General features: G+C 58.7%; 19 protein-coding genes and 1 riboswitch. Of the genes, 14 read left to right on the top strand and 5 right to left on the bottom strand.

Features of this window, described 5'->3' with window-relative positions; genetic code table 11:
* The first annotated feature begins 3 nt into the window (after positions 1 to 3).
* The 7 genes from NZK35_RS02875 (at position 4) to NZK35_RS02845 (ending at position 6399) form a co-directional block, all read left to right on the top strand.
* On the top strand, positions 4 to 981 hold the full coding sequence (locus NZK35_RS02875; protein ID WP_259631091.1) for a 4-(cytidine 5'-diphospho)-2-C-methyl-D-erythritol kinase: 978 nt from the start codon (positions 4 to 6) through the stop codon (positions 979 to 981).
* A gap of 30 nt (positions 982 to 1011) precedes the next feature.
* On the top strand, positions 1012 to 1563 hold the full coding sequence (locus tag NZK35_RS02870; RefSeq protein WP_259631090.1) for a SpoVG family protein: 552 nt from the start codon (positions 1012 to 1014) through the stop codon (positions 1561 to 1563).
* A gap of 169 nt (positions 1564 to 1732) precedes the next feature.
* Positions 1733 to 3709, top strand: a complete 1977-nt coding sequence (locus NZK35_RS02865) for an ABC transporter ATP-binding protein (RefSeq protein WP_259631089.1) — start codon at positions 1733 to 1735, stop codon at positions 3707 to 3709.
* A gap of 567 nt (positions 3710 to 4276) precedes the next feature.
* Positions 4277 to 5368, top strand: coding sequence for a flotillin-like FloA family protein (locus NZK35_RS02860; RefSeq protein ID WP_259631088.1), 1092 nt, complete (start codon positions 4277 to 4279; stop codon positions 5366 to 5368).
* A 114-nt stretch (positions 5369 to 5482) separates the two neighbouring features.
* On the top strand, positions 5483 to 5725 hold the full coding sequence (locus NZK35_RS02855; protein WP_259631087.1) for a BON domain-containing protein: 243 nt from the start codon (positions 5483 to 5485) through the stop codon (positions 5723 to 5725).
* A gap of 120 nt (positions 5726 to 5845) precedes the next feature.
* Complete coding sequence (locus NZK35_RS02850; RefSeq protein ID WP_259631086.1) at positions 5846 to 5968, top strand: hypothetical protein; 123 nt, start codon at positions 5846 to 5848, stop codon at positions 5966 to 5968.
* A gap of 224 nt (positions 5969 to 6192) precedes the next feature.
* A complete protein-coding gene (locus tag NZK35_RS02845) occupies positions 6193 to 6399 on the top strand; it encodes a cold-shock protein (protein WP_259631085.1) in 207 nt (68 codons plus the stop codon).
* A 38-nt stretch (positions 6400 to 6437) separates the two neighbouring features.
* Here the strand turns inward: NZK35_RS02845 and NZK35_RS02840 are convergent, their stop codons facing one another.
* Complete coding sequence (locus tag NZK35_RS02840; RefSeq protein WP_259631084.1) at positions 6438 to 7889, bottom strand: DUF1501 domain-containing protein; 1452 nt, start codon at positions 7887 to 7889, stop codon at positions 6438 to 6440.
* On the bottom strand, positions 7886 to 10834 hold the full coding sequence (locus NZK35_RS02835; protein ID WP_259631083.1) for a DUF1553 domain-containing protein: 2949 nt from the start codon (positions 10832 to 10834) through the stop codon (positions 7886 to 7888). The genes NZK35_RS02840 and NZK35_RS02835 overlap by 4 nt, the downstream gene beginning before the upstream one ends.
* A gap of 646 nt (positions 10835 to 11480) precedes the next feature.
* On the opposite strand from NZK35_RS02835, the gene NZK35_RS02830 reads away from it, so the two are divergent.
* Positions 11481 to 12560: a class I fructose-bisphosphate aldolase gene (locus NZK35_RS02830; RefSeq protein WP_259631082.1), complete on the top strand. Its 1080-nt coding sequence runs from the start codon at positions 11481 to 11483 to the stop codon at positions 12558 to 12560.
* 57 nt (positions 12561 to 12617) lie between these two features.
* Here the strand turns inward: NZK35_RS02830 and NZK35_RS02825 are convergent, their stop codons facing one another.
* Positions 12618 to 13334: an SGNH/GDSL hydrolase family protein gene (locus NZK35_RS02825; RefSeq protein WP_259631081.1), complete on the bottom strand. Its 717-nt coding sequence runs from the start codon at positions 13332 to 13334 to the stop codon at positions 12618 to 12620.
* Between the two features lie 130 nt (positions 13335 to 13464).
* Positions 13465 to 13998, bottom strand: coding sequence for a hypothetical protein (locus tag NZK35_RS02820; RefSeq protein WP_259631080.1), 534 nt, complete (start codon positions 13996 to 13998; stop codon positions 13465 to 13467).
* 453 nt (positions 13999 to 14451) lie between these two features.
* Between NZK35_RS02820 and NZK35_RS02815 the strand changes: the two genes are divergently transcribed.
* The 6 genes from NZK35_RS02815 (at position 14452) to NZK35_RS02790 (ending at position 21128) form a co-directional block, all read left to right on the top strand.
* The gene (locus NZK35_RS02815) at positions 14452 to 14631 is read left to right on the top strand and encodes a Flp family type IVb pilin (RefSeq protein ID WP_145206974.1); all 180 of its coding nucleotides are present in this window, start codon (positions 14452 to 14454) and stop codon (positions 14629 to 14631) included.
* Between the two features lie 649 nt (positions 14632 to 15280).
* Positions 15281 to 15379: riboswitch (cyclic di-GMP riboswitch) on the top strand.
* Between the two features lie 159 nt (positions 15380 to 15538).
* On the top strand, positions 15539 to 15718 hold the full coding sequence (locus NZK35_RS02810; protein ID WP_095736645.1) for a Flp family type IVb pilin: 180 nt from the start codon (positions 15539 to 15541) through the stop codon (positions 15716 to 15718).
* A gap of 417 nt (positions 15719 to 16135) precedes the next feature.
* Positions 16136 to 16693: an A24 family peptidase gene (locus tag NZK35_RS02805; protein WP_259631079.1), complete on the top strand. Its 558-nt coding sequence runs from the start codon at positions 16136 to 16138 to the stop codon at positions 16691 to 16693.
* 277 nt (positions 16694 to 16970) lie between these two features.
* Complete coding sequence (gene cpaB, locus NZK35_RS02800) at positions 16971 to 17990, top strand: Flp pilus assembly protein CpaB (RefSeq protein ID WP_259631078.1); 1020 nt, start codon at positions 16971 to 16973, stop codon at positions 17988 to 17990.
* A gap of 217 nt (positions 17991 to 18207) precedes the next feature.
* Positions 18208 to 19788, top strand: a complete 1581-nt coding sequence (locus tag NZK35_RS02795) for a type II and III secretion system protein family protein (protein WP_259631077.1) — start codon at positions 18208 to 18210, stop codon at positions 19786 to 19788.
* A gap of 128 nt (positions 19789 to 19916) precedes the next feature.
* A complete protein-coding gene (locus NZK35_RS02790; protein WP_259631076.1) occupies positions 19917 to 21128 on the top strand; it encodes a nucleotide-binding protein in 1212 nt (403 codons plus the stop codon).
* Between the two features lie 380 nt (positions 21129 to 21508).
* Here NZK35_RS02790 and NZK35_RS02785 read toward each other — a convergent pair whose 3' ends face one another.
* A complete protein-coding gene (locus NZK35_RS02785) occupies positions 21509 to 23023 on the bottom strand; it encodes a leucyl aminopeptidase (RefSeq protein WP_259631075.1) in 1515 nt (504 codons plus the stop codon).
* Between the last annotated feature and the right edge of the window lie 50 nt (positions 23024 to 23073).

Here is a 23073-nt window from a genome sequence, read left to right as displayed (position 1 = left end):
ATCATGACGATCGCCCGAACCTCGCCGCCGGCAAAACTGAATCTGTTCCTGGAGATTCCGGCCCGCCGTGATGATGGGTACCACGAGATCGACACCGTCATGGCCGCGATCGACTGGCGCGACGAACTGCAGATCGAATCGATTCCCCAGCCGCGGATCGAATTGACGGCAGATTGGTTGCCCTCGGTCGAGTCGGTTGCCGGCGAGTTGGGATTGGACGCCGGCGATGGCCGCGTGCCCGAGTTGCTGCGGATTCCCAGCGACGACTCCAATCTCGTTGTCCGCGCCCTGGCGGCCTTTCGGGCCAGCTTTGGGGTCAAAACGGGCTTCCGCGTGCGACTGGGCAAACGGATTCCCGCCGGGGCCGGGATGGGCGGTGCCAGCAGTGACGCGGCCCACGCGATTGACTGTGCTGCCCAGATTCACCAATTTGACAACGTGTCAGAAGTGCTACACGGGATCGCGTCGTCGATCGGCAGCGATGTTCCGTTCTTTCTGGCGACTGGGGACAGCCAGTCGCCCATGGCTGCCCATGCAACCGGTCGCGGCGAATTATTGTCACCGCTGAAGACCTGTCCATCGTTACACTTTGTGGTGGCTTATCCCTCGACCAGCCTGTCGACAGCGGGCGTTTACGCACAGTTGAACGTACCTCAGCAACCGGTTTCTTCCGCGTCTTTTTTGCAGGCGTTTCGGCGTGGCGATCGGGAGCGGATGGGCAAGGCGATGATGAATCGCCTGACCGAGCCGGCCTTGAAAATTCTGCCACAGCTGAACGAATTATTGGAATCACTGTGGCAATGCGGACTCCAACCGTGTCAACTAACTGGTAGCGGTTCGGCATGTTTTGGTCTTGCCAAGGATGTAGAACAGGCCAAGGAGATCGTGAAGCGTTTAGAGACCGAGTTGCAACCTGGTGTTTTGCTTCGAGTGGCGCAAACGGTTCCTGCTGCGACATCCATTGAAATCGAGCCGAGCTAGAACGCAGTCAATCGCGAGGGAGTTCAGATCGTGGAGATAACGGAGATTCGAATCAAGTTAATGGAGTCGTCGGAAGATCGGCTGCGAGCTTTTTGTTCAATCACGATCGATGGCTGTTTCGTGGTCCGTGATTTGAAGATCATCGACGGTGCCAACGGACCGTTCGTGGCGATGCCGAGTCGCAAATTGACCGGTCATTGCAATCGCTGCCACCACAAGAATCATTTGCGAGCCAGCTACTGTAACCATTGCGGTAACAAGCTTTCTTTCGACAGCGACGGCGGGCTCGATTCGCCGCAAAAACTGTATGCCGACGTCGCCCATCCGATCAACAGCGAGTGTCGCGAACTGATTCAGGACGCGGTGATTCGAGAGTTCGAATCGGAACTGAGTCGTTGCCAACAGCCAGGCTATCGTTCGCGATACGACGACGACTTTGCCGATGCCGGCGAAGACGTGGACACGGCGTTGATTGATCCGCCCCACGCCTCGCCGAGTCCGTCCAAACAACGAACATCGAGCGAGCAGGAAGAGAAGCGTGTCGGCGGCGAAGACAGCGAATTCGGTGCCGGGATTTTTTGATCGACGGCGGCCATTGATCTTGAGTTTCCAGAACGGACTGGCCACGGCTAAAGCGTTTCGCTAAAACGCGACTGTTTCCCGCGCGGATCGACAACCATCCTCGACATTTCCGACGCGTCGACCGAACCATTTGACAGCATCGCCCACGACGGTGACCAAGGACGGCCCCGTGAACACGCCTTTCGTTCGAGTACTGAGACTGGCTTTTCGACGTCACTGGGCCGTCGCCGGGATCGCTGTTTCCTCGCTGGCGATCGCACTGTTGTGGAGTGCCAACATCAGTGCGGTGTTGCCGATCGTCGATGTCGTCTTTGCCGGCGATACGCTTTCGGAATACGTCCAGCAGTCGATTGAAAAAGCGGATCAGGCGGCTGAAACGTACACCGCTCAAATCGCCCAGATCGAGTCCGGCGCGGCCACTGCAGGGGATTCCATTGACGAACTCCGCGCTCAGGCGGCGCGTCAGACCAGCAAGTCTCATTGGTATCGCCGAGCCAAACCCTGGGTCGACGCCTACGCCCCGACGACGCCGTTTGGGACGTTGTTGGCCATCCTGACGTTCTTGGTCGTCGGCACGGCGTTGAAATTGGTCGCGCTGACCGCCAACATGATGTGGGTGCAGTATGTCGGAGGGCGGACGGCGATCGATTTGCGAGCGATCTTTTTTCGCAAGGCGCTCCGTTTGGACCTGGATGCTTTCGGCGAAAACGGCTCGGCCGATTTAACGGCCCGATTGACCAATGATGTCGCGCTGGTCACCGCCGGCGTGTCGACCTTGCTCGGCCGCATGATCCGCGAGCCGCTGAAGATGATGGCTTGTTTGATCGGTGCCGCGATCGTCTGTCACCGCTTGCTGTTTCTGGTGTTGATCGTCTCGCCGATCCTGGCGCTGGTGATGCAACAACTCAGTCGCGCCATCCGTCGGGCCAGCAAACGGGCGATGGAAGAGATGAGCCAGTTGTACGGGATGCTCAATGATTCCTTCGCCGGGATTCGTCTGGTCAAAGCGTCCAACACCCAGGCGTTCGAACGCGCCCGACTTCGCCGCGGCACGTTCGCCTACTACCAGAAAACGATGAAGATGGCGTTCTACAACACGCTGGCTCGTGGGACGACCGAATTGATGGGCATGACCACCGTGTCCCTGGCGATCCTGGCCGGCGGCTACCTGGTGCTGAACAAGCAGACGCATCTGTTCGGTTTGCAAATGACAACCGAACCGTTGGAGCAAGGCCAAGTCTTTCTGTTCTTTAGCTTCTTGATCGGTGCGTCGGATCCGGCGCGCAAGTTGGCCGACGTCTGGAGCGGATTGCAGCGCGGCATCGCGGCGGCGGTGCGTGTGATGGAAATCGTCGACATGCCCGTTCGGGTCGAAGAGCCGACCGTCGCCCGTTCGCCCCAGCGACCGCACACGAGCATTCGCTTCGCCGCTGTCGAATATCAATACCCCTCCGGCCCCAAGGTGCTCCGCGGCATCGATCTTGAGATCCCGCACGGCGAAACGATTGCCATCGTCGGCCCTAACGGATGTGGCAAGAGCACGATGATCAGTCTGCTGTGTCGCTTCGACGACCCGCAAGGCGGACAGGTGCTGTTGGACGATGTGCCGATCGATCAAATGCGGACCCGCGATCTGCGCAAGCGGCTTGCGTTGGTGACCCAGCGGACGATCTTGTTCGACGACACGATCGAAAACAACATTCGCTACGGCAGCCCGGGTGCCGATTCGCACGATGTCGTGCGGGCGGCCAAACTGGCCTTCGCCGACGATTTCATTCGCAAAAAGACGCCGGAGGGTTACAAAACCATCCTCGGGACCGGCGGGATGCGCCTTTCCGGTGGACAGATGCAACGAATCGCCTTGGCCCGGGCGTTCTTGCGCAACCCCGATATTCTAATTCTCGACGAAGCGACCAGCCAGATCGACATGGAAAGCGAGCAGCTGATCCACAAGGCACTCGAAAAGTTCCTGGTCGGGCGGACCGGGGTGATGATCACTCACCGGCCGAGCACCTTGGCGATGGCGCATCGCGTGGTCGTGGTCGAACAGGGACGGGTCGCCGCCAGCGGAAAACACGAAGATTTGATCGGTAAAAACCGGTTCTACCAGAGTTTGTGTGGAGCGGACCAACCGATCGCGGCGTGATTGAGTGCCCAATTTCGGGTAACGCTGCGGAGCATCGATATCCTGTGTTTCACGAGATTTTGGCGACAGGGCGCAAGCGGGCTGTCGTTTTAGTCGGGATCTGCCGAGTTAATGGTGAGCCGCTGGCCGTAAGGCCTCGGGCGGCGCCGGAATGCCCGGCCGCTTATGCGTCGCGGCTCACTCGATCAACAGCCCGCCAAAAGTTTCTGCCGGCACCAACGCCCCTATTCTCGCCGAATACGAACTTTCTCCATTGCGGGCGGCGTTGGCGTCGGTAGGATGAAGTGATGATTAGCGACCGGTGATCCATTGCGATGCCGGTCGATCGGCGACGCGTGTCGAACAAACCGACTACGCGAGCCACCCCGCACCCCTCTGATCGTCGGTGCGGTCAATGATCTAAAGAGCGTCAGCATCACTTGGATGAACGTCCTTGGGTGAGCCTCAGTGGAGGTGAGCCGGAATGTGAAAAAGCTGTGTCGAGAGCAATTGTTTTCTCGATGAGCGAAACGATAGCTGCGCGGTAAACATTTGGCGTTCTTGTTGGAACCCGTCTTGAGCATTGGGATGCCCTCCCAACTGCAACTTTTGATCGGCGCTGCGCTGGTCGGGGGTGTGATCGCGATCGCGATGTTCTGGGTGCTCAGCAAATGCGGTGCGTACTGGATCCAAGCCTACATGTCCGGCGCGGACATCACGATGAAGAGCTTGATCGTGATGTATCTGCTGAAGTTGGATCTGCGGATGATGGTCACGGCAAAAATCATGTGCCGGCAGGCCGGGTTACGGATCGATCGTCAGGGCGGCATCCAGACCGCGGACCTGCAAATTCATGCGCTCGCCGGCGGCGATGTCATGAACGTCGTTCAGGCGATCATCGTGGCGCACCGCGCCGGGATCGAGTTGGATTTTGATCGCGCCGCAGCGATTGATCTGGCCGGCCGTGACGTGCTTCATGCGGTGCAGACGAGTGTCACGCCGAAAGTCATTTATTGTCCCGAAGCCCGCGAGGGCCGACCGTTGCTGAGCGCGATTGCAAAAAACGGCGTCGAACTACTGGTCGGTGCACGGGTGACGGTCCGCACCAATCTGGATCAATTGATCGGTGGAGCAACCGAAGAAACGATCGTCGCCCGCGTCGGCCAAGCGATCGTCAGCGCGATCGGGTCGTCGGAGACGCACATGGACGTCTTGGAAATGCCGCTTCAGATTTCCGAGGCCGCCATGGCCCACGGACTCGATTCGAACACCGCATTCGCCATCGTCTCGATCGATATCGCGGACATCGACGTCGGCGAAAACATCGGCGCCCGCTTGCAACGCGACCAAGCCGATGCCGATGGCCGAATCGCCCGCGCCCGGGCCGAAGCACGCCGCGCCGACGCGGTGGCCCAAACGCAACAGATGCTGGCCAAGGTCGCCGAGAATCGAGCCCATTTGGTCAACGCGGAGGCCCAGGTCCCGCAAGCCATGGCGGTGGCGTTTCGCAGCGGAAATCTGCGTGGGAAAGTCGCCCGTTCGATTCCTGGTGTGGATCGTAAAGAACCGCCACGAGGCAACGGCATCACCGATCGCAAAAACAGCCCAACGAAACCGGGCGATGCCAAGCCGTCGCCCGCCAATCCCTTTCCCGGACCTCGGGAGGAACGCGACGGATGAAAGGTTCCCTCCCCCTTCGGGATTCCCAATTCAATACCCGGTGCATTCAGTCGGCGCAATTATTGATCCGATGCCGATGGTATTTGTTACATCCGTTTCACCTAGGAGTGAACGATGGCCCTCGGTAATCGAATTCCAGACAAGACACTATTGAAAAACGTTCAAAGTCGCCTGTCCAAGAAATGTTCCAGTTCACCCAGAGTGAGCGGTGATGTGCGCAGCGGCGAAGTCACGCTCAACGGTACGATCAAAAACGAAGTCGAACGCAAGCAGATTCTCAGGGCGGTTTCGTCCATCGAAGGAATCTCTCGCGTCATCGACCGGATCAAAGTCGAAGTGCGACCCAAGACGGTTTGACGTCGGGTTCATTCGGCCGTAACGTCCTCGCCAGCCGGGGACGTGCATCACACTACTAGTTCAAGAGGAGTCGATCAAATTACGAAAAATCAAAACACCTTCGCCAAACGACAGCGCGAGATGGAAAAGAAGCGTAAAGCGGAAGAGAAACGACAGCGTCGCAACGACCGCAAATCCGCCGTTGAAGACCTCGCACCCGACGCGACCGATGTCGTCGATCCCAACGATTCACCCTCGTCATAAACTTTCAATCAATCAATGACTTCGCCCCTGTTGAAGGGCGAACAATCAAGATCACGTAAGCACCGGCGCCGCGTCAACGCGGCGCGATCCTGTGAGCCGAACACAATCGTGTCGGGTTCCGATGGACCGGCAACGTGATGCAACACCCACCGTGTCTCCAAGCTTGCGTGAACGTTTCACGCAACGCATCGAGACACAACTGTTTTTTAACAACGGATACGGAAATGGAAAAAGGCAAAATCAAACGCGTGACCGACAAAGGTTTCGGATTCATCTCGACCGACGGAGGCAACAACGACATGTTCTTCCACAGTTCGTCTGTCGAAGGCGTCGAATTCAATGACCTTCGCGAAGGTCAAGAAGTGACGTACACCGTCGGACAGGGACCCAAGGGACCTCGAGCCGAAAACGTTCAGTTGGCCGGACACTAACACGCGATCACGCGACGAAACTCGAAACGAGTTTCGACTCAACTGATGATTTCATCAATCACGCGGCCGTAAACGTCGGTCAGGCGAAAGTCTCTGCCGGCGTGACGATACGTCAATTGCTCGTGATGAAGACCCAGCTGGTGTAGCAGCGTCGCATGCAGATCATGCATGTGGACCTTGTTCTGAATGCTGGCGAATCCGAACTCATCGGTTCGGCCGTAGGCCATCCCCGGACGAAAGCCGCCGCCGGCGAGCCAGACCGTAAAACCGGCTGGGTTGTGGTCGCGGCCGGTGCCGTTGCTTTGCGAGTACGGCGTTCGACCGAATTCTCCGCCCCACCAAACGATGGTGTCTTCTAACAGGCCCCGTCGTTTGAGATCCGCCAGTAACGCGGCAATCGGGCGATCCACCGCCTTGGCGTGTGTGGCATGTTTGGGCAGATTCGAGTGCTGGTCCCAAGCGGGGTTGGCCGAGTTGTCGCCGTAGTTGACTTGCACGAATCGTACGCCGGCCTCGCAAAGCCGTCGGGCCAACAGACACTTTCGGCCGTAGTCTTGGGTCGTGGGATCGTCGATTCCATATTCGGAGAGCGTGGTCGCCGATTCGCTGGACAAATCCAAAATGTCCGGTGCGACTTGCTGCATCCGCCAAGCGAGTTGGTAGGATTGCTGCATCGCTTCGAATTCACTGTTGCCAGTCCCGCGTCGCTGGATCTGTCGTCGATTCAATCGATCGATCAATTCCAGTTGAGCTTTCTGGCGCTCGATCGACGCGTCCTGGCGGACCAGGTTGTCGATCTCCAGATCGCTGCGGCCGGCCGTTCCGATCGGTGTCCCTTGGAATCGCGCCGGCAAGAACGCACTGCCATAATTTCGCGGACCCCCGTTGCCGATCGAGGGTGCAATCGAGACAAATCCCGGCAACGCGGCGTTTTCTGTGCCCAGCCCGTAATAGATCCAAGCGCCGACCGAGGGACGGACGAAGTTGGTCGAGCCGCAATGCAGAAACAGCGTCGCCGGTCCGTGTGCGACGCCATCGGTATGCATCGAATGGATGAAGCACAGGTCGTCGACGTGACGCGCCGTCTCGGGAAACAGATCCGAAACGTAACGTCCGCACTGGCCGTAGGGTTTGAATTCCCAGGGCGACTTCATCAACCGTTGCTCGATGCCGCGCTGGCCGGATCGGGCGAACTCGCGGGCATCGTCAAACGGCATCTTCTTGCCGTCGTGGATGTTCAACGCCGGCTTGTGGTCGAACGAGTCGACCTGGCTGACACCGCCCTGCATGAATAAAAAAATGATTCGTTTGGCGCGTGGCATCAAATGCGGACCGGGCGGCATCGCCGGGCCGGCCGCACAAGACGCCGGCGCCGTGAACGAGCTGGCCGCCATCGCCCCGCAGGCCAAGGCACCAAAACCGCAGGCCGATTGCTGCAGCATCATGCGCCGCGCGATCCGTTCCCCGTCGGGCGTCATGTCGTCATTCATTCCAAATACCGAAAGTCGATGGAGGCGAACAGAGATTGAATCAGGTCGGCGATGCGATCTTCACTCGGCGATGCGTTTTCACCGCCGAGGTATTCGAGACAGAGTTGCAGTTCCTCCGCATCCGGCCGCCGACCGTAGCAGGAGAGGTAGAGTTGCTCGACAATTGATTTGGCTGAAACCGACTCGGCCGGACCGTCGGCGGACGCGCACAACCACCGCTTGCCGGCCTGCCGGGCGCGCTCAATGATCCAGGTGTGGTTCATCATCGCCAGCGACTGGGGTGCGACCGTGCTCTGCCCGCGCTGGCCTACCGACACGCTGGAGTCGGCAAAGTCGAACAGTCCGAACAGGGGTGGCAGCGAATTGCGAAACACCGGCAAATAGAGACTGCGCCGTTTCAAGTCGTGCTTGTAGTTGTAATCCGACGAGGTGCCGGGGCGGATTGTCGAGCCTCCGCAGCGATGTTCGATTTCACCGCTGACGCATAGCATTGCATCGCGGAGGGCTTCCACCGGAAGACGTTTGACGCTGGCCGAGGCGTACAGCCGGTTGTTCGGATCAACCGCGATCCGCGCGGGGTCTTCGGTGACCGCGCGGCGATAGGCATCACTGCAGACAATCGTTCGAACCAGCGATTTGGTCGACCAGCCGTGATCGATCAACACGCCGGCCAACGCATCCAACAGTTCCGGGTGCGACGGAGACTCGCCCGTCGTTCCAAAATTGTTCTCGGTCGCGACCAAGCCTTCGCCCATCAACCACGACCAAACGCGATTGGCATACACCCGTGCCGTCAGCGGGTTGCTCGGATCGGCAATCCACTCGGCGAGTTCGACGCGACCGCTGCCGTCGGTGCCGATGCGGTCTGCATAACGCTGCGCCGGTCCGATCGCGGTGAGAAAACCGCGGCGGACGGTGTCGCCCAACTGGTGCACGTTACCGCGAACACGGACCGCAATTTCCTCGCGAGGTTCACTCTCGGAAACGGTCAGATACATGGGCCGTCGATTTAGCTCGGATTGCAACTGTTTCAATTCGGCGGACAGTTCTTTGCGTCGTGCGGCGACCGCCTCCAGGTCGACATCCGTGGTTTTCGCGTCGGCCGCCATCTTCGCCGCAGACGGCTGAGCGTCGATCGGCAAGAATTGAATCGCGTCGACGATGACGCAACCGTCGGCGTTTTCGTTCGAGACGATGACGAACGATTGGCCGTCCTTTTCAAACGGGAAAACGCCCAATGAAATCCAAAGTCCGTCGATCGGGGGGCGGCGTCGTTGGTTCACCCGAACCGTGGTCGACTCGTTCGCGCTAAAGACTTTGACGACGGCGTTCGTGGCTCGATTGTCATGAGACGTGTACGAGAGGCGGACTTCGTAGCGTCCGGTGGGCAGATCGACCGGATCGAAGGTGACCGACTTGCTGCCTTGTCCGGTTGTGCCGTCGTGCCGGTAGCCCGCACCGACATAGGGTTTGACAAACGTCGACTCGGTCCAGGCACCCACGTAACTCGCGTCGGCGTCGTCCATGACGACACCCGGCAGCGAGTCAACCGAAACCACGCGATTGTCTTTGCCCGGATTGCCTTTTTCGAGCGATTGCAACGTCTTTAATTCGGCCGCGACGACATCCGCCCGGGACTGCACAGCACGATAATGCGCTTCGTCGGCCGGATCCAGCGGCAGCGGTTTTTCGATCCACTTGGACAGGTTGGCGTGTTTCAACGGTGTGGTTGATCTCATGATCCCCGCCAACGCGTAGTAGTCGCGTGTCGGGATCGGATCAAACTTGTGGTCGTGACAGCGGGCGCATCCGATCGTTTGCGCCAGGAAAGCGCGCCCGATCGTTTCGAGCTGCTCATCGATATGATCGAATTCGAGTTTCGTTTTGTCTTGGTCTTCCAAGTTCGAATTGCCCAGCGCCAGGAAACCGGTCGCGATCGCCCGCTGTTGGGTCTCGGTGATGTCATCGCAAGCCAACAGGTCACCGGCGATCTGGTCGCGAATCATCTGATCAAAGGGTCGATCGTTGGCATACGACCAGATCAGGTAGTCACGATAACGCCACGCTTCGGGAAGAATAAACCCGCGCAGCGTGATCGATTCGGCATAGCGCACCACGTCCATCCAGCGTCGTGCAAAGTGTTCGGCGAAGTGTGGGGATGACAGCAATCGATCCACCAGCCGCTCGTAGGCCAGCGGTGAGGGGTCGGCCAAAAAGGCATCGATGGTCTGCGGTGACGGCGGCAGCCCGTGCAGGTCGAACACCAGCCGTCGCACCAGCGCCCGCGGCTCGGCCGGGGGCGCCGCGGTCAGTCCGTGCCGGGCCAGGTCGCGGTCGATCCAGGCATCGATTGAGGCATCGGAAGCGGCGATCGGCCGATACGCCCAGTGTTCGTGGGCACGCTCGACGGGCAGCCCCGTTTGCCGCGTCGGTTCCCCGCCCGTTGGACTCGGTTGTCGAGGATCCACGGCACCGTTTTCGACCCACCGCCGAAACGCCGCGATCGTGGTGTCGTCTAGTTTCCCGTCCGGAGGCATTTCCAGGGCCGGATCTTCGTACGCGATCGCTAGGATCAAACGACTTGCCGCGGCGTCACCGGGGACAATCGCGGGGCCGAGATCGCCGCCGGTCTGCCAGCCGTCGCGGGAATCCAGCACCAGCCCGCCGCTCGCCTCGGTCTGAGTCGAATGGCATTCCAGGCAGTGCTCGATCAGTGCCGGGCGGATCTTCGTTTCGAACCACTGCACCTTTTCAGCGTCCGTTTCGAGCGGCAAGGATTCGTCTTGTCCTTCGTCGGCGGTCGCAACGCCCGGGCCAGCGTCCATCCACGCGAGCGACACGAAGCACGCCATCGCAACGCACCACAGGTTCGGCAGCGGACTGAAAAACAGGGCGGGGAGAAACACGGCCAGGGGATGGCTAACGCGTCGCGGTGGATCTGGCATAGGTGGGAGGGTGCCAAGACTTGGAAGTGGGCGGACAAAGGACCGCGGGGGCAGTTCAGTCTACTCTGGATCCACCAGGGGTGGCAAATCCGAACGCCACGGCGGGCAAGCACTGCGAAGCATTTTTTCCCTGTGTTCCTTCGGGTTTTAGCGGCAGGGCGCGAGCGGCCTGTCGATTTAAGCCCGCACGCGTTAGCAAGGGGCCACGCGGCGCCCCTCGCTCACGCGTCGGGCTGGCATGATCACGTTCATTTCGGAACATCGTCTAAATCGACAGGCCGCGAGCCCTCCGGTCTTTCAAGCCGTAACCGGACGGCTCGCGGGNNNCGCTTACGCGTCGCGGCTCACAAAAACGACCGCCCGCTCGCGCCGTTCCGCTAACTCCTTCGGTGCCATAGTTGATGGCATTGGGCTTGCACCCTCCGCTGTTTTAAAAAATCCGTCGCTGTCGAATTGGCTGCTGGCCCAAAACTTGCGAACAAACCAAGGCGCGCCACAGACGGACAGACCCGAGTCCCAAATCGATTGCGATTGCGATCGGAGTCCCGTTTGCTTCGGTTGAGATCACCGTCGCACGGTCTGTTTTGTGACGCAGCCGCGCATCGGCTGTGCAATTCCGCCCAATTTTTGAAATGGAAAATCCAAGATGACGACCAGTACCAAGACCAATGTGCTCGATCTGCTCGGTAGCGATGGGGAAGCCCTGTTGAGCCATCAATGCGAAACCATTCCCGCGTCGCAATTGCATCTGCCCGGTCCCGATTTCGTCGATGAGGTCTGGGCCCACTCAGACCGCAGCCCCCGCGTGCTTTGCGCGATGCAGTCGCTGTTCAATCACGGTCGCCTGGCGCGGACGGGCTATCTGTCGATCTTGCCCGTCGATCAAGGCGTGGAGCATTCCGGTGGTGCTTCGTTTGCCCCCAACCCGATTTACTTCGATCCAGCCAACATCGCACAATTGGCCGTCGAAGCGGGGTGCAACGGGGTCGCATCGACGTTCGGTGTGCTCGGCGGGATCGCGCGAAAGTATGCGCACCGCATCCCGATGATCTTGAAACTCAATCACAACGAACTGATGACCTACCCGGCCACCTACGATCAGGTTCCTTTTGCCCGCGTCCGCGACGCTTGGAACATGGGATGCGTCGGTGTCGGAGCGACGGTCTATTTCGGCTCGCCGGAATCGACACGACAAATTCGAGAGATTTCCGATGCCTTCGCCCAAGCCCACGAGCTGGGCATGTTCACGATGCTGTGGTGCTACCTACGCAACTCGGCATTCACCGTCGACGGCGTGAACTACGAAGCCTCGGCCGATTTGACCGGGCAAGCGAATCATTTGGGATCGACGATCAACGCCGATTTCATCAAACAGAAACAACCCACCAACAACGGCGGCTATCGGGCGCTCAACCAAGGCGGAAACAAATATGGCAAGTATGACGACCGAATCTATGAGGAGCTGTCCACCGACAATCCGATCGACCTGACGCGCTACCAAGTGCTCAATTGCTACATGGGACGCTGCGGCTTGATCAACTCCGGCGGTGGATCCGGTGCGAATGATTTCCAACAAGCCGTCCGCACCGCCGTCATCAACAAGCGTGCCGGCGGCATGGGATTGATCAGCGGTCGCAAGACGTTCCAACGCCCGATGGGGGAAGGCATCGAGTTGTTCAACGCCATTCAAGACGTCTACTTGGATCCCGACATCACGGTGGCGTAAATCGCGCGACGTGCCGAGGCTGGGGCGACGTCAGGAGCTGGCGTCTCAGTCGGTGTCTTAGTCGGCCAGTGCGGACTCGATCACTCCGGCGACATGTTCACCGAGCAGCTTCGACCCGTCGGGGGTGTAATGGACGTTGGCGGGCCGCTGGTGTTCTTTGACCGATTCGGCGAAGGCGAAGAACGGATCGGTCTGGATCCCGCCGACTTTGGCGATCGCTTTTGCCGCGGCGGCGTTGTACTTGACCGAGTCACCGACGACGCGTCCAGCGGCACCCTCGGGAACAGGCGTCGTCTCCCGCCAAATGACGATCCTGGCCTGTTGCTTGATGCGGCGGGCCAGCGTTTCGATATTGGACTGGTAGTCGTCGATCGGCACCTGTTGGTGCGAACCCTCGGCTTTGGGGTCGGCCAGATTCTGACCTTTGGGCCCCATGTACTTCAGGTCGTGCAGTCCGAAATTCCAATGAACGACATCCCACTTGCGATCGCCGAGCCATTGATCGATCTGATCTAATCCACGCGTCGTCGGGCCGCAGTTGGTGGGCGGTCGAAACACGTTGGCCTTGCCTTGCATCGCCGCCCGCGCGGCGACCATGTAGCCGATGGAGATCGAGTCACCGATCAGCAGGACATTGGGAAGCTTGGGGTTGACTTCCGGGGGTTGAAAGGCCGGGTTGACCTTCTTGGGGGCCGGCTTTTTGGCGGCGTCTTGGGCGGGGGCGGAAATGACGTGGGCGAGCGCAACGATCAGGCAGAGTCCGAGTCGGATCATGGTCATCGGGTTCCATGGCAGGGGTTTGGATTTCAATTCCCCTTATGATATTTGCCCGATGCCGGCCCGTGCCTCCGTCAGGGAGCCACGGACCTCACTTTTCGCCGTATTTATCGACGACAGCGACGATTTATTTGCCGCCCTTGTTGGAGACGTTGCGAACGGCGAAGGGATTCTGTTGCGGGCGGCCGATCCGTTCTTCACCATCCATCGTTTCTTTGCTGATCACGACCGACGCGATCGGCAATCCGTACTTGTCTTCGAGAATGTATTGAATCGCAAATTCATCCTGCTCCAGAATCTGGATGATTTGCTCTGGCACGTCACAGTCATCCAAATCGAGTTTTTCGATGTTCTCTCGCATCGCTTCTTCGATTTTGACATTCCCAATTCTTCGGAGCTGTGCGGTCAATTCGTCGCTGACGGTGTACCAGCCATTGAGTGTTCCACCGTAATCCATCGTGATTTTGGTCAACGTGAAATTCTCGTCCAAGCGGTGAGGAAGATCGTTCTCACTCTCCTTGATCATTCGTTTGATCTCCGCTTTGCTCAGTTTGTTGTCGCCGGACTTCTTGTTGAACAAGGATTCGACGTAGCTGCACCCTGACGAAGCGACAAGGACGAGGGACAGGACGGTGGTGGTGAGTCGAGAATTGAATTGCATCGTTAAACCTTCCAAGTGAGTTCATCCATTGACAATTTGAGTGCGATTCCGTCGTCTGAGACTACGGCGCAGTTCGATTGCAGGACCAATCGAGTCGTACTGAGACACTCAAACAGGGTGTGCCCGCAGGGTTTGACTCCTGTTGACCGTTACGACCGTGACAGGCACACCCGGATCTGCCGACGATGACATTTCGATGCTCCACATTTTTGCTTCATCGGCTTTCTGACATACGGTCCAGGTAGAGAACGTGTCCGTGACGATGCGTTTCCGAAATCCCGATCGGCGCTGCGAGAGCAGAGTCGATCGGACACGGTTTCGGACGGTGGTCGGCTTCGCTTTTCTGGAGTCGGTGCTGCTCCTCTTCCGGGTTCCTTTTCACGTTGGAATGGCCCATTAAGTCAGCAATGGATGTCTTCGGTTTCGAAGGCTCCCCACATATGAGATTGAAAGATGAAAAAGTTTGCTAATAGCATCGTTGAGTTTTTGAAGGAAGAAGATGGCCCGACCGCAGTGGAGTACGCTGTGATGTTGGCCCTGATCGTCGTCGTTTGCTTGGCCGCTGTCGGCACGATCGGCACCGAGTCGAACAAGAAGTTCCAAGAAGTTGGGTCTGCAATCGCCGCCAACTAAGCGGACGATCGTTGCCCGAAGCGAGGTCGCTTCAGCGGCACAGCCAAAACACGTCCCGGCGTCACCGATCATCGGCGCCGGGGCGTTTTTTTTTGCGCAGCGTGGCCAAACGGGCCGATCGCTGTTTGACGCAATGCCCCTTGCCACCGGCTTCGGAACGATAGGCGTTGGCGGAACGGCGCCAGCGGCCTGTCGATTGAATCAGCCGTTTGGCGCGAGCCTACGGGCCCCGGTGTGTTTTCTTTGTGCGACAGGCCCGTACGCTCGCGCGAAACGGCTGATCCCATGTGTGATCGGATTCAATCGACAGGTCGCGAGCCGTCCGCTGTCAGCTTGAAAGACCGGTGGGCTCGCGCATGACCGCTAACAACAAACACCCCGGTTGGTGCCAACGTACGTGGCATGGAGCGCAAGCCATTAGATTCAGAGTGCCAGCCCAAGGGCGATCCCGCTGCAGGGGGCAACGCTTGGTTTATCTGTTACATCCAGACCAACGTCACCCTTTTTCGATGCGGAACGCCTTGTCTAACTGGAGTTTTTTGACTCGCCCGATTCCTGACATAGGTTTCTGTTGAGAGCGGGTCACGATGATCTGCTTCCGAGGGTTCGACCAATCGACGGTCACCAGAATGCTCGGACGGCCTGGCTCCCCAGAAAAAGGCAAACCGCATCGAAAGGGCGGGGCGCAAAGCTGCGGGTCCGTGGGCAAAGCAACTCGCTTTGCTCGAAGGATAGCCGAGCTGCCAAGGGAACAGTCGAGATCGTGTTTCAGACGCGATCCCGATTGCCTAGGCAAGTCTTTTGGAGACGTGGCTGCTTCTTTTCCGGGATCCTCTTCACGTTGAATTGGACCAGTAAGTCATCGTCGGGAGTCATGTAAATGACATCCCACCGAGGAGTTTGAATAATGAAAAAGTTTGCTAATAGCATCGTTGAGTTCTTGAAGGAAGAAGATGGCCCGACCGCAGTGGAATACGCTGTGATGTTGGCCCTGATCGTCGTCGTTTGCTTGGCTGCAGTCGGCACGATCGGTACCGAGTCGAACAAGAAGTTCCAAGAAGTCGGTACGGCAATCGCTGCCAACTGATTCGGTGTTGGCGAAGTTCTCGCTCAGAAGCTTCGCCGACAACCACCCCGAGAGATTCTCGACGATTGGCCGGTGTTTGGCTGAGTCGCATTCACATCGGCCACGTCGAGTCTCTTTTTTTGCGCCCACCCGCCTCGGGCGACCACGGAATCCACCATGAACTATCCACTCCTTCCCACTGATGCGGCAGAACACGTTTGGCAGCTTTCGTGCTGTTTTATCACGTTGCTGTTTGCGATGTTCAGTTGGATGTTGGGACCGCGCTGAATCTTCGCGTGATCCACTCGCCGCATGCCGCAGGTCGGCATGCTCCCACTCCTGCCTACCACGCCGCGGCCGGCGTCCCATCCGATACCGCCGCGCGTTGACTCGACCACCAACACACCTTTCTAGAGATTCGTCACGGGGAACTACGCCATGGAAACCATCATCCAGGGTCTGACAGAGAATTGGGCCGTCTGGTTTGTCACGGTCGTCTTGATCGTTGCCGCGGTCATCGATGGAGCCATTTTGAAGGTTCCCAACTGGCTGACCTTTCCATTCATCATCTGCGGTTGGGTGCACTGCACCATCCAGGGCGGCATGGCCGGACTGGGATTGAGCCTGCTGGGCACCTTCGTCGGAATGATGTTGTTGCTCGTGCTGCGGAATGTCGGCGGAATGGGCGGCGGCGACGTGAAATTGCTCGCCGGAGTCGGTGCCTGGCTCGGCACTGTGGTGACGCTCTACGCGTTTGCCGCGACCGCAATCGTGGGCGGCATCATGGCCGTGTTCATGATCTGGAAGAGCGGGAACTGGACCAAGCACTACGCCATGGCGCTACAAATTTTGGAAGAATGGAAAACGGTGAAGAAACCTTCGGAGCTTTCCAAGATCGCCCGCGAGCGAAAACCGACCATGTATTTGCTGCCATACGGAATACCGATGGCAATCGGATCGATTCTCTATTTTGCCTACGCCGGAATGCTTATCTGAACGGAAGGTCAGACGTCTGTTTTTGGACACCAGGAAATCCACCGGAATTAGGGTGGGTTGCACCCCAAGACCTACTGTTTTTGGGAATTTATCCTAGTTAGCTCGTCCTTGGCGTCTAGAGAAAGCAAGCCTATTACACCAGCCCTACGCCTGCGGCTTGCCCGGTTGCAGGCGAGAGCTGGTTGTAACCGAGTGAAGTGAGTGGGTCGACAGCCTCCTCCCAGCTCAGTCCTCCACACCCGACACGTTATCACCTGGTCTGGTACCAGCACACGCCATGCGAAACAAATCACTTTTCTTGCTACTTGCCGGCATCTGCGGCACCGTTGCGGCCGTCGGAGTCGGACAGTGGATGCAGGCACAAAACGGCACCCCCACCGAAATGGCGGAGATCTTGGTCACCACGGTTTCCATCAATCCCGAAGAACAAATCACGGCCGAGAAGCTGCGGCTTGAACAGTGGCCGGCCGATCGAATCCCCAAAGGTGCCTCGGCGGAGCTGAGTCAGTTTGAGGGGCGATTTGCCAAGGTCCCGCTGTTCGCCGGCGAGCCGATGTTGGACCTGAAATTAATGAACGAAGTCGAAGACAAGGTGGTGCCGAAAGGCTATGCCGTTGTCTCCTTGCCCGCCGGTCGTGACGGAACGGTCAACCTGGTCAGTCCGGGTGACCGCGTCGATATCCGCGGCTTCTTCACCAAGGGCGAGATGTTTGCTCGTGACATGGCCCTGGATGTCTTGACGGGCATCAAGGTTTATGGAATCGATGGGATCACCAAGTTTGATCCGGAGCAACCACGCACACGATCCGCTCGCGACATTCAGTTGCTGATCCGCAAGGCCGATGTGGAAGCCTTTGACTTTGCCAAGAAACTCGGCGAGATCTCGTTGTCGCTGGGCAGCCCGACGGCCGATGACGAAAGCATTCCCGAAGGGGAACCCAGCGAAGCGGCCCGCAAATTCCTGCGAGACCTGCAGGACCGTCGTGACGAACAAGAGCGGCTCCGAAAGCTTGCCGCGGAAGAAAAACCCGTAGAAGTAGAACAGGCGGAAGCCGGGCCCAAGAAAGCCACCTTCCGCACCACAAAAATCATCAACGGAAGGATGATTGTTTACGAATGGGTGGAAGGGGAACCGTTGCCGCGTGTCGTCGGAGACACCGGAGCGCTTGACCTGGCCACCACGGATGACTCGGCCGAACAATCAGCCGACCAAAACAAACCGAATTCCGATGATTATCTACGAGGCGCCGACAGCCCCTTCTTTCAGCCCGAAGGCGGAGAAGGATCTGAAGAGTGAACCCTCGATAGATGAATGAAGTAAATCAAGACTCGCCGTTGTAGGAAAGACCTTGCTTCAGACTCTGGAGCAAGACGGACCGAAACGGCGAGCGTGACCCGTCCCCTTTTTTATCCCGACGTTACTCGCAACGAACTGATGTATGTCGATGGTGAAAGTCATCGGCATCATGTTTCGGAAGGATCCGAGACGAAGGTTCTGCAAGGATGCACCTGCGATGCAAATGTTCCGAAATGCGGTCCGCCCAGCCGCGCTCAAGTTGATCGCCCTTTTCTCGGTGGCGTGTCTCGCGACTCATGCCGGCGCGCAAGACGTCGACGACACTCAACTGACTTCTGCCGCTGCGACAGCCGGCGCCGCCAACCACACGATCACACGTGCGGTTGAACGGATGCAAATGCTGGTCAAGTCGAGCAGCATTCTGACCTTGGAGGCGAAGATTCCGCGATTCCAAGTTCACAATGAAGAAGTGCTCGGGGCCACACCGATTTCACAGAATCAGCTGCAGGTCTTCGCCAAAACCCCCGGGACCACGCAAATCAACTTGTGGGACACCGAGGACAAGCAATACACCGTGGACATCACGGTGATCGCCGACGCCCGCGAGATCGAAGGCATCTTGTCGTCCCAGTTGCCGCTGGCGACGCTGAAGGTGATGCCGGTCAATGCCTCGGCGATCGTCTCCGGTTATGTCACCAGCGTTGACGATGTCGATCGGGCGATCGCGATCGTGGAGCAATACTATCCGACCGTCGTCAACAACATCCGCGTGGTGGGCGTCCAGCAGGTGCTGTTGCACACGCGGATCATGGAAGTCTCCCGGACCAAGCTTCGCGAGCTCGGTGTCGACTGGGATTGGGCGGGGGACACACGTTCCTTCACGAGCTATCCGGCCGCGATCAGCGCGTCCGACGCGACGAACATTTTTCAAGGTGAAGAATTCAATGCCTTCATCTCCGCACTCCGTCAGCAGGATCTGGTCAAGTACCTGGCCGAACCGACGGTGATCGCGACGCACGGTCGTCCGGCACGCTTCACCGTCGGCGGTCGGATCCCGTTTATCGTTCCGTCCGGGCAAGGCCAAGTCACGGTCAGCTACGAGGAATATGGAACGTCGGTTGACTTCTTGCCGTTCGTCGTCGGACCGGGCCGCATTCGATTGGAAGTCCGTCCGGAAGTCAAAGAACCCGACGAATCGCGTTCGCTCGTCATCGCCGGTGCAAACGTCATCGCGTTCAGTCAGCGATACGTCGAAACCGCCGTGGAACTGCAAGCCGGCCAGACGTTTGCGATCGCCGGATTGCTGCAGAGCCGCACCGAAGCGACCACCCGGGCCACGCCCTTGCTCGGAGAGCTGCCGGTCATCGGCGGATTCTTCCGTAGCGTCCGCGAACAACGCAATGACATCGAACTGTTGATCACGGTGACACCCGAACTGGTCGACGCGATGGATCCCTACCAAGTGCCGCGAGGCGGGCCGGGACTCAACAGCATGTCGCCCAACGACCACGATCTGTACATGAACGGCCACATCGAAGTCCCCAACTTGTTGGGCGGCGACGGTTGTTCGATGGACAGCGGACCGGGTGCATCAGGCAACGCCTCGATGATCCACAGCAACGTGATGCAGAACGGTGCCATGATGGCCCACGGAAGTCTGCTCTCACCGGGCGTGGGATTGCCACCCGGTGCGACCCTGGACCGTGGATCGGCGCTGCCGCCGGGAGCGATCGTTCCGGGTAGCGAACCGACCGTCGTCGGTGAGGGTGTCATCATCAGCACGCCTGACGAGTATTGATGCCTGGGATGCAGGCCAGGGGCATACGGTTGTCGGCCACCCCACCGACAATGCCTGCGATCGACGGCAACGTGGCCGTCGAAGGGTGGCAAGAATGGAATTGAAATGAGCGATCGGATACATCTGCAATGACAAACGTGCTACGAATCGCATTGGTCGACCCCAATGATGACACGCGTGATTCACTCAAGTCGATGCTCTTGGGCATGGACACCGTGTGGCTGGAAGCCGATTGCTCGCGATACGAGTTCTTTCCCGATGTGATCGAGCAAACCGCTCCCGACGTGGGCGTCATCTCGCTGGACAATGACACGGAGAAATCGATTCGGCTGGTTCAACGACTCGCCAGCGACGCGCCCGACACGGTGATCTTGGCGGCCAGCGAAAGCACCGACGGCCACCTGATTCTGCAAACGATTCGCGCCGGGGCGCGGGAATTTCTCACCCTGCCGATGTCCCACGAGGACCTTGCCGCTGCGCTGACGCGGGTCAGTCAACACAAGTTCGGTACCAGCGAGGGCGGCGCCCGGGGATGCGAAGTCGTCGCCATCGCTGGGGCAACCGGCGGCGTCGGCACGACCAGCGCCGCGGTCAACTTGGGCTGCATTTTTGCCGCTGACAACCGCAACAGTGTCGCCCTGTTGGACCTTGACCTGGCACTCGGCGACGCCGACGTCTTTCTCGATGCGATCCCCGACTACACGCTCGCCGACGTCGTTCAAAACGTCTCGCGGTTGGACATCCAGTTGCTCAAGCAATCCTTGACCAAGCACAGCAGCGGATTGTACCTGTTGCCCCGGCCGGTCGAACTGCACGACACCCTGGGGATCACCGACGAGAGTCTGCGAAAAGTCATCGGCCTGTTGAAAGCTTCGTTTACCCACTTGGTGATCGATCTTTCCAAGACCTATAGCGCGGTCGACATGGCGGCCATCGAAGCGGCTTCCAAGGTGTTGCTGATCACCCAATTGGATCTTCCCTGTCTGCGAAACGTCGTCCGTTTGATGATGAGCTTTGAAGAGATCGAGGGGCTGCAAAGCAAGATCGAAATCGTGGTCAATCGCGCGGGGTTGGAATCGGGTCAGATCAGCTTGAAAAAGGCCAAGGAAACACTCGGTCGCGATATTTACGCGCTGTTGCCCAACGATTATCGCACGATGGTGGAAGTCCGTAACAACGGTGTGCCACTGATCAACCAGGCGCCCAAGGCACCGATCACCCAAGCGCTCCGCGACCTGGCCGCCAAACTCCAAGGCAAAGACGCCTCGGCCGAGACCGGCGAAGGCAGCAAGTCGAGTGAGAGCAAGTGGAAAATGTTCTGGCCCGGCGCCAAGTCATGACGTCATCCGCCAGATCTTGAGGTCTCATCAACGCCCAGGGCGACCGTGTCGCAGACGGCGGCTCTCAAAAAACTCTATCGCCACCGATCGAACGAACGAGCGTCCGCATGAGGTCAACGGGACCAATCTGGTCCCACAGACCGATCGTCGATGTCGCCCAGCGCCGCCCAAACGGAGAAGTCCACTGAATCGGTTTTCGTATGGGTTGATCCGTCCAACATGCCGACGACCACTAAGCCACGGTGCGTACTCGAAGCACCGACAAATCCGACCTGAGCTTCGGAACTAAAGCCCCCCGAGAATATTTAATTTGTGGATATCCCCGCAAATTGAAGGTGTCGATGATCGTAAGGGGCACGTGGTCGCGACAGCGTACTTCTCTACCCCGCCTGATTCTCGATCCAGCGGACAAGCGTTCGCACCATCACGCCGGTCGCTCCGGCATCGCGATGCGGCTTGGGACTGTCCGCAAACGCCGGTCCGGCGATGTCGATGTGTACCCACGGCACGTCACCGACAAAGTTTTCCAAAAACTTCGCGGCGGTGATCGCGCCACCCCAACGGCCTTCGCCGATGTTTTTGATGTCGGCGACCTTGCTTTTGACCTTCTCGTTGTACAGCTCGAACATCGGCAGTTGCCACACCGGCTCGCCTTCGCCGCGGGCCGCGGCGATGACGGCATCACAGGCCGATTGATTGTTGGTCATCAGGCCGGCGACTTCATTTCCCAGGGCAACCATGCAAGCACCGGTCAACGTCGCCAAATCGACCATCGCCGTCGGTTGATGCTCGATCGCCACGTCGAGTGTATCAGACAAGACGACGCGGCCTTCGGCATCGGTGTTCAAGATCTCGATCGTCTTTCCGCTACGTGTGACGATGACGTCACCGAGTTTGTAGCTCGACCCGCTGACCATGTTTTCGGCCAGTCCGCAGAATCCGATGACGTTTTTCTTGACGCCCAATTTCGCCACCGCGCGCATCACTCCGACCACGGTTGCGGCGCCGCCCATGTCGCATTTCATGTCGACCATCCCGTCGCTGGGCTTGATCGACAACCCGCCGCTGTCGAACGTGACGCCTTTTCCGACGATCGCGATCGGCGGTTCGCCCTGCGGTCCGCCGTCGTGCCGGAGGATGACCAGTCGGGGCGGTTTGTCGCTGCCCGCGCCGACGGCCAGGATCGCGCGACAGTTTTCTTCGGCCAATCGATTTTCATCCCACACTTCACACCCCAGCCCGACTTCTGTCGCCAAGGCCGTCGCCCGCTCGGCGAACGAAGCCGGGTAGATGACCGACGCGGGTTCGTTGACCAACCGCCGCGCCAAGTTGATCGAATCGCCCAAGATCACGCCCCGATCGATCGCGGCTGCGTCGGCCGATGCGATGGCGATCGTCGCCGGCACATGGATCGGCGATTTGGTGCGGTAGATCGATTGGCCTGCCAAGCCGTACAAGGTGCCGGCGACGATCGCATCATGATCGGCTGCGTCAAAGCACTCCGGCAACGCGACGACCCATTTTTCGTGCGGCTTGGAAACCAACGATCGGACCGCCGTGCTGGTCAGCGTGAACGCGGCTTCGCGATCAAGTTTTGATTTTTCACCCAATCCGATCAGCAATACCAACTGCGAACCTTCCTCACCGACCCCCGGAATCAGCATCGATTCGCCGGAGTCGGAGGAAAGTTTTTCTTGACCGATCAAGCGGCTAATCACGCCGCCGAGAGCTTGATCCACACCGGCCGCGGTCGCTGACAGCGGTGCATCGTCGCAGAGGCCGACGATCAAGACGTCACATTTTTCACCGATCGGGTTGTCGGTCGCGACAAAACTCGGGCATGGCAGTTGTGGGGCGACGGGATTCGGTTGAGACTGGGACGGGCTTTCCGACATAAGATGATGACACCAATTGAGACGTTGTTGACAGACGCTTGAACAATCAC

Source organism: Stieleria sedimenti (genome assembly GCF_025060895.1).
Taxonomy (GTDB): domain Bacteria; phylum Planctomycetota; class Planctomycetia; order Pirellulales; family Pirellulaceae; genus Stieleria; species Stieleria sedimenti.
This window is presented reverse-complemented; position numbering and strand designations above follow the sequence as displayed.